Annotated in this window: 12 protein-coding genes; 5 read left to right on the top strand and 7 right to left on the bottom strand. The window is 76.1% G+C overall.

Annotated elements, in window-relative coordinates; all coding sequences use genetic code 11:
- Nucleotides 1-44: 44 nt before the first annotated feature.
- Nucleotides 45-494 carry an Lrp/AsnC family transcriptional regulator gene (locus ACY0MR_RS30725; RefSeq protein WP_361857624.1) on the top strand — a complete coding sequence of 150 codons (450 nt, stop codon included), beginning with the start codon at nucleotides 45-47 and terminating at the stop codon, nucleotides 492-494.
- Here ACY0MR_RS30725 and ACY0MR_RS30720 read toward each other — a convergent pair.
- The 4 genes from ACY0MR_RS30720 to ACY0MR_RS30705 all read right to left on the bottom strand — a co-directional run bounded on the left by ACY0MR_RS30720 (nucleotide 484) and on the right by ACY0MR_RS30705 (nucleotide 6,883).
- Nucleotides 484-3,522, bottom strand: coding sequence for an AAA family ATPase (locus tag ACY0MR_RS30720; RefSeq protein WP_473556541.1), 3,039 nt, complete (start codon nucleotides 3,520-3,522; stop codon nucleotides 484-486). The genes ACY0MR_RS30725 and ACY0MR_RS30720 overlap by 11 nt on opposite strands.
- Complete coding sequence (locus tag ACY0MR_RS30715; protein ID WP_473556539.1) at nucleotides 3,519-4,697, bottom strand: exonuclease SbcCD subunit D; 1,179 nt, start codon at nucleotides 4,695-4,697, stop codon at nucleotides 3,519-3,521. The genes ACY0MR_RS30720 and ACY0MR_RS30715 overlap by 4 nt, the downstream gene beginning before the upstream one ends.
- A 139-nt stretch (nucleotides 4,698-4,836) precedes the next feature.
- Complete coding sequence (locus tag ACY0MR_RS30710; RefSeq protein WP_473556536.1) at nucleotides 4,837-5,463, bottom strand: YigZ family protein; 627 nt, start codon at nucleotides 5,461-5,463, stop codon at nucleotides 4,837-4,839.
- Nucleotides 5,464-5,518: 55 nt separating this feature from the next.
- Entirely contained in the window at nucleotides 5,519-6,883 is a 1,365-nt protein-coding gene (locus ACY0MR_RS30705) for a PucR family transcriptional regulator (protein ID WP_473556534.1), read from the bottom strand.
- Between the two features lie 186 nt (nucleotides 6,884-7,069).
- On the opposite strand from ACY0MR_RS30705, the gene ACY0MR_RS30700 reads away from it, so the two are divergent.
- The 3 genes from ACY0MR_RS30700 to ACY0MR_RS30690 are packed head-to-tail and all read left to right on the top strand — an operon-like array spanning nucleotide 7,070 to nucleotide 10,584.
- Nucleotides 7,070-8,569, top strand: a complete 1,500-nt coding sequence (locus ACY0MR_RS30700; RefSeq protein ID WP_473561927.1) for a long-chain-fatty-acid--CoA ligase — start codon at nucleotides 7,070-7,072, stop codon at nucleotides 8,567-8,569.
- Nucleotides 8,570-8,600: 31 nt separating this feature from the next.
- Nucleotides 8,601-10,103, top strand: a complete 1,503-nt coding sequence (locus ACY0MR_RS30695; RefSeq protein WP_473556531.1) for a carboxylesterase/lipase family protein — start codon at nucleotides 8,601-8,603, stop codon at nucleotides 10,101-10,103.
- A 40-nt stretch (nucleotides 10,104-10,143) separates the two neighbouring features.
- On the top strand, nucleotides 10,144-10,584 hold the full coding sequence (locus ACY0MR_RS30690; protein WP_473556529.1) for a CoA-binding protein: 441 nt from the start codon (nucleotides 10,144-10,146) through the stop codon (nucleotides 10,582-10,584).
- Between the two features lie 18 nt (nucleotides 10,585-10,602).
- Here ACY0MR_RS30690 and ACY0MR_RS30685 read toward each other — a convergent pair whose 3' ends face one another.
- Nucleotides 10,603-11,166: a YbaK/EbsC family protein gene (locus ACY0MR_RS30685; protein WP_404086117.1), complete on the bottom strand. Its 564-nt coding sequence runs from the start codon at nucleotides 11,164-11,166 to the stop codon at nucleotides 10,603-10,605.
- A gap of 92 nt (nucleotides 11,167-11,258) precedes the next feature.
- Nucleotides 11,259-11,831 carry a helix-turn-helix domain-containing protein gene (locus ACY0MR_RS30680; RefSeq protein WP_361861076.1) on the bottom strand — a complete coding sequence of 191 codons (573 nt, stop codon included), beginning with the start codon at nucleotides 11,829-11,831 and terminating at the stop codon, nucleotides 11,259-11,261.
- 105 nt (nucleotides 11,832-11,936) lie between these two features.
- On the opposite strand from ACY0MR_RS30680, the gene ACY0MR_RS30675 reads away from it, so the two are divergent.
- Nucleotides 11,937-12,800: an EamA family transporter gene (locus tag ACY0MR_RS30675; protein WP_392044170.1), complete on the top strand. Its 864-nt coding sequence runs from the start codon at nucleotides 11,937-11,939 to the stop codon at nucleotides 12,798-12,800.
- A 92-nt stretch (nucleotides 12,801-12,892) separates the two neighbouring features.
- Here the strand turns inward: ACY0MR_RS30675 and ACY0MR_RS30670 are convergent, their stop codons facing one another.
- Entirely contained in the window at nucleotides 12,893-13,903 is a 1,011-nt protein-coding gene (locus ACY0MR_RS30670) for a quinone oxidoreductase family protein (RefSeq protein WP_473556525.1), read from the bottom strand.
- Between the last annotated feature and the right edge of the window lie 137 nt (nucleotides 13,904-14,040).

Raw genomic sequence — 14,040 nt, 5'->3', positions numbered from 1 at the left:
CCGATCTCTTGATCGGCCGGGGAATCCCCTGCTATGCCTCGGGCATGACCTCCGCATACAGCCCGGACGCCACCGACTGGCGCATCCTCGAAGCCCTCCAGTCCGAGGGCCGCGCCAGCTTCGCCGAGCTCGCCCGGACGGTGGCGATGTCGCCGTCCGCGGTGACCGAGCGGGTACGGCGCCTGGAGGAGGCCGGGGTGATCTCCGGGTACACGGCGATCGTCGACCAGGACCGGCTCGGGCTGCCGATCCTGGCCTTCGTACGGCTGCGCTATCCGCACGGCAACTACAAGCCGTTCCACGACCTGCTCGACGCGACCCCGGAGGTCCTGGAGGCGCACCACGTCACGGGCGACGACTGCTTCGTCCTCAAGGTCGCCGCGCGGTCCATGCGGCACCTGGAGGAGATCACCGGGAAGATCTCCACGCTCGGCTCGGTCACCACCAGCGTGGTCTACTCCTCGCCGCTGCCGCGGCGTTCGCTCAGCCGCTGAGCGCGTCCCCGCCCGTGCGCAGCCGCACGGCCGAGCCCTGCCGCGCCTTGACCACCTCCAGCTGGGCCGGGATCCGGCGGCGCAGGTCGCCGACGTGGCTGACGATGCCGACGCTGCGGTCCCGCTCGCGCAGCGAGTCCAGGACGTCGAGGACCTCGTCGAGCGTCTGCTCGTCGAGGCTGCCGAAGCCCTCGTCGATGAAGAGGGTGTCGAGCCGTACGCCGCCCGCCTCGTCCGTGACGACGTCGGCGAGTCCCAGGGCGAGCGCCAGCGAGGCGAAGAAGGTCTCGCCGCCCGAGAGGGTGGCCGTGTCGCGCTCGTTCCCGGTCCAGGCGTCGACGACGTGCAGGCCGAGTCCGGCCCGCTTGCCGCCGGCGCGCGCGTCGGAGTGGACGAGGGTGTAGCGGCCCGCGGACATCCGCTGGAGCCGGGCGGTCGCGGCGGCGGCGACCTGTTCGAGGCGGGCGGCCAGGACGTACGACTCCAGGCGCATCCGCCGCTCGTTCTCGGCCGAGGTGCCGGCGGTGAGGGCGGCGAGGCGGGCCACCCGGTCGTACTCCTCGCGGAGCGGGCCGAGGCGGCGGACCTCGGCCGCGGCCTGCCGGGCGAGTCCGGCCAGCCCGGTGGCCCGCTCACGGGCCGCGGCCAGCGCGGCGTCCGCCTCGCGCAGGGCGCGTTCGGCGGCGGTGTGGGCGGCGGCGGCCGCGGCCGGGTCGGCCGGCGGCAGCGCGGCGGCGGCCGCGGTGCCGGGCTCGGCGAGCCGGTCGGCGACGGCGGCGGCCTCGGCCTGCCAGGCGTCGACGCGCTGCTGGTGGTCGCGGCGCTCGCCCTCCCGCAGGAGTGCGGCGGCGGCCTCGGCCGGGGTGGCGAAGCCGGCCCGGTAGGCGGCGTCGGCCAGCCGGTCGTCGGCCTCCTTGAGGCGCTGGGCGGCGAGTTCGGCGGCCCGGACGGCGCCGGTGGCGTCGACGAGGAGGGCGATCCGCCGCTCCAGCCGGGTGGCGTGTTCGGCGACGGTGGCGAACGCGCCGCGGCCCCGGGCGAGTTCCTCGTCGAGGGCGAGCTGTTCGCGGTCCAGGGCCTCGCGCCGCGAGGTCCGCGCGGCGACCCGCCGCTCGGCCTCCCGCTGCGCCGCGACCCGCTCCTCGTGCTCGCGATCGGCCCGTGCCAGGGTCTCCCGGGCGCTGTGGGTCTGTCCGGCGAGCGCGTGCGCCTCGGCGTGGAGCGCCGTCAACTCGGCTACCTCGTCGGCGAGTTCTCCGGCAGTGGGCTCGGGCGCGCCGTCCGGGGCGCCGGCCTGGACCTCGGCGCGGGCCGTGGACCAGGACTCGCGGGTGACGGCGAGCGCGCGCTCGGCGGCCGTACGGGTCTCCTCGGCACCGGCGTAGGCGGCGTAGGCGGCCTCCTCGGTGGCGCGGTCGACGTGGTCGGCGGTGGTCCGCGCGGGGGCCGGGTGGGCGGTGGAACCGCAGACCTGGCAGGGGTCGCCGGGGGTGAGGGCGACCGCGAGTTCGGCGGCGATCCCTTCGAGGCGGCGGGACTTGACGTCGAGCCAGCTCTCGTGGGCGGCGTTCCGGCGCTCGCGTGCGTCGCCGAGGCGCGCCTCGGCGGCCCGGGTGTCCTCGGCGAGTGCGTCGCGGCGGCGGGCGGCGTCGCGGCGGCGGCGGGCGGGTTCGAGGCGGCCGGCGAGGTGCTCGGCGCGGGCGGCGGCGTCGCGGGCGGCCTCGACGCGTTCGGCGAGTGCGGCGCGGCGCGGTTCCCAGCCGGTGAGCCAGTCCGCCGTGTCGCGGAGGACGTCGTCGTCGGCGCGGGCCTCGCGGGTCAGCGCGGCGCGCTCGTCGGCGACAGCGGCGGCCCGGCGCTCGGCGCGGCGGGCGGCCTCCAGTCCGCCGAGTTCGGCGCGCAGTCGGTGCTCACGGGCGGCGAGTTGCTCGGCTCCGGCGTCGGCGAGGTCCGGGGGCAGTTGGGCGCGGGAGCGCGCGCGGTCCGTGTGGGCGGCGGAGTGCTCGCGCTCGGCGTCCTGCCGGAGTCCGAGCGCGGGGGCCACCCGGTCCGCCTTGAGGCTGCGGTCGAGGGCGGCCTGGAGCCGGTCGCGCTCGGGGGCGTGGGCGGTGAGCCGCTCGTGGCGTCGGAGGGCGTCGGCGTGCCGGGCCTGGCGGGCGGCCAGGTCGTTCTCGGCGTCGAGTGCGGCGCGGGCCGTCCCGCGCCGGGTCTCGGCCGCGTCGAGCCGTACGCGGGCGATGTCGACCGTCTCGCGTGCCTCCGTGCGGGCGACGGCGGCCCAGGTGAGGACGGCGTCGGCGACTCCGGGGTCGCCGGGCCGTCCGTCGACGGAGGTGCGGGCGACGCCGAGGCCGCCGGCGGCCTGGCCCATCCGGTGGGCGAGGGCGAGGAGCCGCTCGTCGCCCTCCTCGACCTGCTGCTGCGCGGCGCGCCGGAGGTCGGCGAGCCGCTCCTCCACGGCGGCGAAGCGGCGGGTGTCGAAGAGCCGGCCCAGGAGCCGGCCGCGGGCCTCGGCGTCGGCGCGCAGGAAGCGGGCGAAGTCGCCCTGCGGGAGGAGGACGACCTGGCAGAACTGCTCGCGGCTCATGCCGACGAGCTGGGTGATCTCCTCCCCGGTCTCCTGGTGGGAGCGGCTCAGGCCGTTCCACGCGCGGGTGGCGGGGTCGTACTCGCGCAGCCAGGTCTGGGCCTTCTCGGTGGTGAAGCCGTCGCCGCGCTTCTTGGGGCGCTGCTGTGCCGGGCGTCGGGTGATCTCCAGGCGCCGCTCCCCCACGGTCAGTTCGAGGACGACCTCGGTGGGGGTGCCGACGGGTGCGTGGTCGCTGCGCAGGGAGGCGCCGGGGGTCTGCCGGACGCCCGGCACGCTTCCGTAGAGGGCGAAGCAGACCGCGTCGAGGACGGAGGTCTTGCCGGCTCCGGTGGGCCCGTGGAGGAGGAAGAGGCCGGCGGCCGAGAGGGCGTCGAAGTCGACGGTCTGGGTGCCGCCGAAGGGGCCGAACGCGGTGATCTCCAGGCGGTGCAGCCTCATCGGCCCCCCTCGCGTTCGGCCGTGTCGACCCGGACGTCGTCGAAGGCGCCGTGGAGGACGGCCCGCTCGGGGCCGTCGAGGGCCGTGCCGCCGCGGACGTGGGCCACGAAGTCCTCCGCGATCTGCTGGTCGGTGCGGTCGCGGAGCCGCCGTCCGTAGGAGACGTCGGGGTCCTCGGCGGTCCGCTCGGGGTCGAAGACGAGGTTCAGGGTGTGCGGGAAGCGCGCGGCGAGCCGGCTCATCGGCTCGGCGGGGCGTGCCGGGTCGGTGAGCGTGGCCTCGATCCAGGACTGCTCGTGGCGGGCGAGCGCGGGGTCGGCGAGGAGGTCGTCGAGCCGCCCGCGGATCCGGGCGAGGGGGCGCGGGACGGGGCAGTCGAGCCGCTCGGCGGCGGTGATCGCGCCGTCGGGGCCGGTCGGGCCGAGGTCGACGAGCCACATGGTCTTGCGGTGGTCCGCTTCGGAGAAGGAGTACGCGAGGGGGGATCCGGAGTACCGGACGCGCGGGGTGACGGTCTGGCTGCCGTGGAGATGGCCGAGGGCGACGTAGTCGACGCCGTCGAAGACCCCGGTGGGGACGGCCGCGACGCCGCCGACGGTGATGTCCCGCTCGCTGTCGCTGGGCGCGCCGCCCGCGACGAAGGCGTGGGCGAGGACGACGGAGCGGGTGCCGGCGGGCCGTGCGGCGAGGTCGGCGCGGACCCGGTCCATGGCGGCGGCGAGCACCGCCTCGTGCCCGGCCCGCTCGGCGCCGAGCCGTTCGCGGACGAGGGCCGGTTCGAGGTAGGGCAGGCCGTAGAGCGCGACGTCGCCGTGGGCGTCGGTGAGGACGACGGGGGTGCCGACGCCGGCCGGATCGGTGCGGAGGTGGATGCCGGCGCGCTCCATGAGTCCGGCGCCGACGCCGAGGCGGCGGGCGGAGTCGTGGTTGCCGGAGATCATCACGGTGGGCACCCCCGCCCCGGCGAGGCGGTGCAGCGCGGTGTCGAAGAGCTCGACGGCCGACAGCGGGGGCACGGCACGGTCGTAGACGTCGCCGGCGACGAGGACGGCGTCGACCTCGTGCGCGTGGACGGTCGCGACGAGGTGGTCGAGGAAGGCGGCCTGGGCGTCGAGGAGGCCGACGCGGTGGAAGGAGCGGCCGAGGTGCCAGTCCGAGGTGTGCAGGAGCCTCACGATGCCGTCCCACCCCGCATGTGCCCCGCTCCTCACCGCTGTTCCCGTACCTGTGCGCCCTCCACGCTATCCCGCCGGGGGGTGTGGTCGGGGCCGTTCGGCCGCTCCGCCGGGAGGCCTCGGCCGGGGGGGCCGGCGGTCAGGCGTCGCCGTACGCCTCGCCGCCGAGTGCGAACGAGGCCGTGCCCGCGGTGGCGTCGGCGAGCCAGGCGCGGAAGCCGGGGACGTCCGCGTCCGGGAGGCCGATCTCGATCGTGACGGCTTCGCTGTAGCGCACGTCACGGACGGCCCTGCCGGTGGCCCGCAGGTCGTTCTCCAGCTTTCCCGCCCGCTGGTGGTCGACGGTGACCGTGACGATGCGGAAGCGCTGCCGGGTCACCGTGCCGAGCGCGTCGAGGGCCTCGCCGACCACTCCGCCGTAGGCGCGGATGAGGCCGCCCGCGCCGAGCTTCACCCCGCCGTAGTAGCGGGTGACGACGGCGACGACGTACCGCATCTCGCGGCGCAGGAGCATCTGCAGCATCGGGGTGCCGGCCGTGCCGCCGGGCTCTCCGTCGTCGCTGGCCCTCTGGACGGAGGCGTCCGCGCCGAGGACGTACGCGAAGCAGTTGTGGCTCGCGGTCGGGTGCTCCCTGCGGACGCGCGCGACGAACTCCTGCGCCTCCCGCTCGTCGGCGACGGGCGCGAGCGCGCAGAGGAAGCGCGAGCGGTTGATCTCGGTCTCGTGCACACCCTCGCGGGCAGGGGTGCGGTACTGCTCCTGCATCCGGCCAGCCTACGTTCCGCCGCGTCCGCCCGGCTCGGGCGGTCGGGGCGGCCCGCTACCCGGCCTCATGCTCGCGCTCCCCGGCGGCCGGTTCGGGCGGGGTCGCGAGGCCCGCGTAGGGCAGGGCGCGCAGGGCGAGGGCCCAGCCCAGCCGGGCCTCGCCGGATTCGCTGGAGCGGCCGGTGAGCTCCGCGATGCGGCCGATGCGGTTGAGGACGGTGTTGCGGTGGCAGTAGAGCTGGTCGGCGGCCCGCGAGGCCGAGCAGCCGTGGTCGAGCCAGGCGCGCAGGGTGGTGAGGAGCGCGGCGCGCTCCCCGCCGGTGGCGAGCACCGGACCGAGGTGGACGGCGACGATCCGTTCGGCGATGTCGGTGCGCCCGCTGAGGAGCACCTGGGCGAGCCGGTCGTCGAAGACGCCGGCCTCGCCGCTGCCGGCGGGCAGCGTGCGCAGGGTCTGCTCGGCCAGGCGCAGGGCCCGGCCGGCCTTGGAGAGCCGGTCGAACTCCGGCGAGACCCCGGCGGTCGCCCCGGTCCGCTCCCGCAGGGCCGCGAGGAGGGCGCGGACGGCCGGGTCGGCTCCGCCGGGCGGGGTGGTCGCCGCGGCCCGGCCGGCGGGCGCCTCACGCGGCGGCAGCCGGACGATCCCGGCGTAGCGGCCGGAGCGGGGGCGCCAGTACGACCACATGCCCCGGGCCTCCAGGGCGGGCGTGGGGTGCGGCGGGGCGGCCGGGTCCTGGGCGGCGACCACCACGACGTAGCGGTCGACCGGAGGGACGCCGAGCGCGGCCGCGGCGGCGGCCGCGACGGCCGGGTCGTCGGCGCGGCCGTCGAGCAGCGCCTCGAAGAGGGCGACGCGCCGGGTGTCCTGGCGGCTCTGGAGTTCCAGCTGGGCGATCCGGTAGGCGTCGGCCATCGCGACCGAGTAGCGGTCGATGGTCTCCCAGACGCCGCTCGCCATGTCGAGTTCGACGTCCCGGCTGTCGGAGTCCCGCCCGGCCCGGACCCTGAGGTACTCGGCCATCACCTGCCACAGCACCCGTCCGCCGCGCCGGTAGGCCCGGAGCACGGTGTCGAGCGGCACGCCCTGTTCGGCGCGGCGGCGGCCGGTCTCGCGGGCCGCCCACTCGAAGTCGCCGCCGGTCGCGGCGAGCCCGCCGAAGTCCTCCAGGGCCCGCAGCAGGTTGTCGCGGCAGATCTCCCAGAGGTCCTCCCGGGTGACGGGGGCGCCGGAGGCGTACGTGCCGGAGTGGGCGCGGATGTCGTCGACGGCGCGGTCGGTGAGCCGGTCGAGGTCGGCGAGCATCGCCGTGGCCAGCGAGCGGCGGAGCGCGCCGGCGCCGTTCGCGCGCACCGGGGAGGTGCGGTCCGAGCCGGAGTGCGCCCCCGGGGGCCCTCCGGGGGCGTCCGAGCTGTGCGTCATGGCTCGCACCGTAGCGCCGGGATTTGGCGAATGCCACGGGCCGGGCGCGACGGCGGGGCCGCTGCCCAGCTCGACGCGCCGCATGGTGTGCACCTGCACATGGCGCCGGGGCCTGCCCCGGGCGGATTCTGTGCCGTGTCACCGAGCGCCGACGGAGTGGTCGACGCCGCCTATCTGGAGCGTGCCATGTCACTGAGCGTCGCCGGCGTCCTCGGCGAGTCCGCCCGCCACTTCCCCGACCGGATCGCGGTCGTGGAGGGTGCGACCCGGCTGACCTACGACGAGCTGTGGACGGAGGCGCTGCGCTGCGCCGCCGGGCTCCGCGAGGCGGGGGTGAAGCCGGGCGACCGGCTGGCCGTCCTGCTCCCGAACACGATCGAGTTCCTGCGCGTGTACTACGGGGCGCTCGCCGCCGGTGCGACGGTGGTCCCGGTGCACGCGCTGCTCGTCGCCGACGAGGTGCGGTACGTCCTGGAGCACAGCGGCGCGGTGGGCATCGTCAGCGGCGGGCCGCTGTGGGCCGTCGCCGACGAGGCGGCCCGCGCGGCCGGGGTGCGGGCCTTCCAGGGGGCGCCCACGGCTTCGCGCCCGGCGCTCGCGGCCGAGCCGGCGGACCCCTCGGACACCGCGGTGGTCCTCTACACGAGCGGGACGACGGGCCGCCCGAAGGGGGCCCTGCTCACCCATCTCAACATCGTCATGAACGCGGCGGTGACCTCCCAGGACCTGCTCGGGCTGGGCGCGGGGGACGTGGTCCTCGGCTGTCTGCCGCTGTTCCACAGCTACGGCCAGACCTGCGCCATGAACGGGACGCTCCGGCAGGGGGCGACGCTGGTGCTGATGCCGCGGTTCAGCGGCCCGGCCGCCCTGCGGGTGCTGGCCGACGAGGGCGTGACGGTCTTCATGGGCGTGCCGACGATGTACCACGCGCTGGTGGAGGCGGCCGCGGGCTCCGCCGTACGGCCGGAGGGCCTGCGGGCCGCCGTGTCGGGCGGCGCCGCGCTGCCCGTCGCCGTCCTGGAGCGCTTCGAGGAGACGTTCCGCACCCAGGTCCTGGAGGGGTACGGCCTGACGGAGACCTCGCCGGTGGCGACCTTCAACCAGCCGCACCTCGGCCGCCGCCCCGGCACGGTGGGCCACCCCGTCTGGGGTGTGGAGGTCGGCATCGCGGACGCGGCCGTGGACGACGCGGTCCGGCTGCTCGCGGACGGCGGGATCGGGGAGGTCGTGGTGCGCGGCCACAACGTCTTCGCGGGCTACCTCGACGACCCGGAGGCGACCGCGGCGGCGGTGGTGGACGGCTGGTTCCGCACCGGTGACCTGGGCGTACGGGACGCCGACGGCTTCCTGCGGATCGTGGACCGGAAGAAGGACCTGGTCATCCGGGGCGGCTTCAACATCTACCCGCGCGAGGTCGAGGAGGTGCTCGTGCGGCACCCCGCGGTCTCGGAGGTCGCGGTGATCGGCGTCCCCGACGACGCGAGGGGCGAGGAGGTCTGCGCGGTGGTGGTGCGCCGCGGTGACGCGGCCGCGCTCTCGGAGGACGAGCTGGTCGACTGGTCACGCGAGCGGCTCGGCCGGCACAAGTACCCGCGGATCGTACGCTTCGTGGAGGAGCTGCCGCTCGGTCCGACGGGCAAGGTCCTGAAGCGCGCGCTGGTGGCGCAGGCCGGGCCGCGGGCCTGATCCTCCGACGACCCGAGGGAGGGCGGCAGCGATGGCGGATTGCGGACCCGAGGTCCTGACGCGGTACGGAGCCCTGCGCGGCGCGGCGGCGGACGGGGTGGCCGCCTTCCTGGGCGTGCCGTACGCGCGGCCCCCGGTCGGCGCGCTGCGGTTCCGGCCGCCGGAGCCGGTGGAGCCCTGGGAGGGGGTCCGGGAGGCCGCGGCCTTCGGGCCGACCGCGCCGAAGCGCCCGTACGCCCCGCCGCTCGACGCCCTGCTCCCGGACCCCGAGGTCGCGGGCGACGGCTGCCTCAACCTGAACGTGTGGGCGCCCTGGGACGGCGGCGGTCCGGGAGCCGGGCTCCCGGTGATGGTCTGGATCCACGGCGGCTCGCTCGTCCACGGCTCCTCGGCGGTCCCCGTCTACGACGGCACCGCCTTCGCCCGGGACGGGGTCGTCCTCGTCTCGGTCAACTACCGGTTGGGGATCGAGGGGTTCGGTGTCTTCCCCGACGCCCCGGCCAACCTCGGGCTGCGGGACCAGATCGCCGCGCTGACCTGGGTGCGGGACTGCGTCGCGGCCTTCGGCGGCGACCCGGGGCGGGTGACGGTCTTCGGCGAGTCGGCGGGGGCGGTCTCCACGGCGGCGCTGCTCGCCTCCCCGCTCGCGCAGGGGCTGCTCCACCGGGCGGTGGTGCAGAGCGGGGCGCCCGTCGCCCTGCCGCTCGACCGGGCGCGCCGGACGACCCGGGCGATCGCGGCCCGGCTGGGGGTGCCGGCCACGGCGGAGGCCTTCGCGGGGGTGGACCGGGACGGGCTGCTCGCGGCGCAGACCGAGGTGACCGGCAAGGGGTCGCCGCTGACCGGCGGGCACGCGTTCCAGATCGCCGTGGACGGCGAGGTGGTGCCGCGCGACCCGGCGGAGGCGCTCGCGGACGGGGCCTCGGCCGCGGTGGACCTGCTGATGGGCACGACGACCGAGGAGTACCGGCTGTGGTTCGTGCCGAGCGGCGTCACGGACCGGGTGGGCCCGCTGGTCCAGCGGCTCCTGCTGCGCAAGGCGAAGGTGCCGTCCCGGACGGCCCGGGTCTACCGTGCGGGACGTCCGGGGGAGAAGCCGGGCGAGGTCCTGGGCGCCCTCGCCACGGACAAGCTGCTGCGGGTCCCGCTGAACGCCCTCGCCGACGCCCGGCTCCGCGCGGGGGCGGACGCGGGGACGTACCTCTACGAGTTCGGCTGGCGCTCCCCCGTGCTGGATCTGGGGGCCTGCCACGCGCTCGAACTCGGCTTCGTCTTCGACACCCTCGACCTGCCGGAGACCCGGGCCCTGACCGGGCCGGACGCGCCCCGGGAGCTGGCGGCGGCGATGCACGCGGCCTGGGTGTCCTTCGCGGCGACGGGCGACCCGGGCTGGCGCCGGTGGGACCGGAGCCGTCCGGTGATGACCTTCGGCCCGGGCCTCCCGTCCGTGGTGGAGGCCCCGCGCGAGGCGGAGCGGCGCGCCTGGGAGGACCGGGTCCGTCGGCGGGAATCACGGCAGGTGGCGCCCGGTTGACGTGGGGGAAGGGCCACACCGAGGAGAGGCAGCGAGCGCGATGGGCGTCGAGACGAAGACCGCGGGTCCGACCGGTCGTTCCGAGGAGGAGACGGTACGGCGGATCCTCACGTCCACCGGCGACACCTGGGCGGTGGTCGGCCTCTCCACGAACACGCGGCGGGCCGCGTACGGGGTGGCGGCCGTCCTGCAGCGCTTCGGGAAGCGGATCGTGCCGGTGCACCCCAAGGCGGAGACCGTGCACGGGGAGCGGGGGTACGCCTCGCTCGCCGACATCCCGTTCCCCGTCGACGTGGTGGACGTGTTCGTGAACAGCGAGCAGGCGGGCGGGATCGCCGACGAGGCGGTGGAGATCGGCGCGCGGGCCGTCTGGTTCCAGCTGGGCGTCGTCGACGAGTCCGCCTTCGCCCGTACGCGTGCGGCGGGCCTCGACATGGTCATGGACCGCTGCCCCGCGATCGAGATCCCGCGCCTGGGCTGAGGTCGCGGCGGGGGCCTCTCAGGCGGCGGGGAGGCCCAGTCCGTCCAGCACGACCGCGCCCGGGAGTTGGGCGAAGGCCTTGCCCGGCAGGATGAGCTTGCCGCGTCGGCGTCCGCTGCCGACCAGGACCCATGCGGTGTCCAGGACGGCGGCGTCCACGAGGAGGGGCCAGTCGGCCGGGAGGCCGATCGGGGTGATCCCGCCGTACTCCATGCCGGTCTCCCCCGTCGCGGTGTCCACGGGGGCGAACGAGGCCTTGCGCGCGCCGAGGTGCTTGCGCACGACGCCGTTGACGTCGACCCGTGTCGCCGACTTCACGACGCACGCGGCGAGGGTCGTCGTCTCGCCGCGCCGGCCCGCGACCACGACGCAGTTCGCGGACGCGTCCAGGAGGTCGGACCCGTGGTGCTCGACGAAGACGGCGGTGTCGGCGATGGCCGGGTCGGTGTCCACGTACAGCAGGCGATCGGCCGGGACCGGGCCGGTCCAGGACCGGACCGCGGCGGCGACGGGGGCGGTGAGCAGGTCCAGGCAGTCGGGGGCGGGACGGGCTTCGGCGAAGTCTCCGATGGGTGCGCGCATGCGCCGACGCTAACAACGACCGGCCCGCGCCCGGTCCTTCGTCTCACCGTACGGGCCGACCGGCCCGCGGGCGGGTCCCGGGGTGCGGGCCGTCAGCGGACGGGCGGGATGGAGACGGCCATCGTCATCTCGGCGGGCTCGTCGCCGTCGTTGCGGTACTCGTGGCCCGTGTTGGCCTCGAAGACGGCGGAGGTGCCGGCGGGCAGGCGGTGTTCCGCGCCGTCGACGACCAGGGTGAGGACGCCCGCGGTGACGCTGAGGAGTTCGACGGTCCCGTCGGGGTGCGGGTCGGAGGCGCTGCCGTCGCCCGGCATGAGGGTCCAGGACCACAGTTCGAGGGGGCCGCGGGCCTCGGTGCCGACCAGCAGGGTCGTGTGGCTGCCGGTGGAGGTGGACCACATGCGGACGGCCTGGTCCGGGGGGACGATCCGGACCTGGGGGCCCTGCTCGTAGTCGAGGAGGGTCGTGATGGAGACGCCGAGCGCGTCGGCGAGCTTGACGGTCGTGCCGACGCTGGGGTTGGTCCGGGCCTGCTCGATCTGGATGATCATGCCGCGGCTGACGCCGGATCGGGCGGCGAGCGCGTCGAGGGTGAGGGCCCGCTCCTTGCGCCAGCGCTTCAGGTTCCGGGCGAGCGACTGCGTGAGCTGGTCGAGGTCCGACACATTCCCGTCCAATATTTTGGATGACAGAGTTCATTATGCTGAACTACGGTGAGGTGCACCCGATGGTTCACTGCACTGTACTGCCGTCCGTGACTGCGAGGACCCATGACCGCCCTGTTCGCCCTGGCCACCAGCCTGCTCTGGGGCCTCGCCGACTTCGGCGGCGGGCTCCTGACCCGCCGGATCCCCGCCCTCACGGTCGTCGTGGTCTCCCAGCTCCTCGCCGTCGCCGTCCTCGGCACCGTCGTCCTCGCGACCGGCGCCTGGACCGAGGCGGGACCGCAGCTCTGGTACGCGGTGGGGGCGGGCGTCGTCGGCCCGGCGGCCATGCTCGCCTTCTACAAGGCGCTCGCCCTGGGCCCGATGGGCGTGGTCTCCCCGCTCGGCTCGCTCGGCGTCGTCGTCCCCGTCTCGGTCGGCCTGCTCGTCGGCGACCGCCCGGGACTCGTCCAGTTCGCCGGGATCGGCGTGGCGGTCCTCGGCGTGGTCCTCGCCGGCGGACCGGAACTGCGCGGGGCGCCCGTCCAGCGCCAGGCGGTCCTGCTCACCCTCGTCGCCGCCTTCGGCTTCGGCTCGGTGATGGCGCTCATCGCCGAGGCCTCCACGACGGTCACCGGCCTGTTCCTGGCGCTCTTCGTCCAGCGGGTCACCAACGTCCTGGTGGGCGGCGGAGCCCTGTACGCCTCGGTGAGGCGCGGGGGCCGGGCCCTGCCCGAGGGCGGGCCCGGGGTGGTCCGCGCGGCCCTCCCCGCCCTGGCCTTCGTCGGCCTCGCCGACGTCGCCGCGAACGGCACGTACGCCGTCGCGGCCCAGCAGGGCCCGGTCACCGTCGCCGCCGTCCTCGCCAGCCTCTACCCGGTGGTCACGGCCCTGGCGGCCTACGCCGTCCTCAAGGAACGCCTCCGTGCCGTCCAGGCCGCGGGCGCGGGCCTCGCCCTGGTGGGCACGGTGCTGCTGGCGACCGGCTAGGGGGTGCCTTGCCGATGAGGCCGGAGCCCGGCCTCATCGGCAAGCCACCCCTCAGGTCCCGGCCGGGCGATCCGCGGCCTCGCCGCCCGCGATCAGCTCCGCGGCTCCCCTTCGCGTCCCACGGCGGCCGCACCGGGAAGGAGGAGCAGCTTGCCGGTGGTGCGCCGTGCCTCCAGATCGCTGTGGGCCCGGGCCGCCTCGGACAACGGGTAGCGGCCCGTCACGGCGACCTCGAGCGCCTTGGAGCGCACCCACGCGAACACGTCGTCGGCCCGCCGGAGCAGTTCGGACCGGTCGGCGATGAAGTCCCCGAGGCTGGGCCGGATCAGGGTCAGCGAACCGCCGTGGGCGAGCCGCATCGGATCGAACGGCGGCACGGCACCGCTCGCCGCGCCGAACAGCACGAGACGGCCTCGGGCCCGCAGGGCGGCGAGGCTCGCGTCGAAGGTGTGCGCGCCGACGCCGTCGAAGACGACCGGCACCCCCTGCCCGCCGTTGAGCCGCTTCACCTCGGCCGGGAGGTCGTCGACCGCGGAGGAGAGGATCACCTCGGCGGCACCGGCACGCCTCGCCAGCTCGGCCTTCGCCTCGGTCGAGGTCGTGCCGATCACCCTGCCGCCGAGATGGGTGACGAGCTGGGTCAGCAGCAGCCCCATGCCACCGGCGGCCGCGTGCAGGAGCACCGTGTCGCCCTCCTGGACGGGGTAGGCGTCCTTGACGAGATAGTGCGCGGTCATGCCCTGGAGGAGCACGGCGGCGGCCGTCTCGAAGCCGATGTCGTCGGGCAGCGGCACCAGCCGGGAGGCGTCCACGACGGCCCGCTCGGCGTAGGAGCCGGGAACCTCCACCCAGCCGACCCGGTCCCCGACCGCGACGTCGGCGACACCGGGTCCGACCTCGACGACCGTGCCGGCGCCCTCACTGCCCGGGGTGAAGGGCAGCGGGACGTCGTACCGGCCTTCGCGGTGGTAGACGTCGAGGAAGTTGACCCCCGACGCGGCGACCTCCACGACCGCCTCGCCCGGCCCCGGCCGCGGCTGGTCCACCTCGGCCTCCCGCAGCACCTCGGGACCGCCCACTTCGTCCATCCGAATCGCTCGCATGACCCTCCCCTGTCGTCTCGTCCCGCACACCAACCCCGCCGACGGCGATCCGATTCCCGGCAGGCCGACCGATCCGCCGCCCCCGCCGAGAGCCGGGCCGCCGGCTCCGGGACGGGGGCGCGCCCCACCGGTCGGCC

This window comes from Streptomyces sp. JN8 (assembly GCF_055808075.1).
This window is presented reverse-complemented; position numbering and strand designations above follow the sequence as displayed.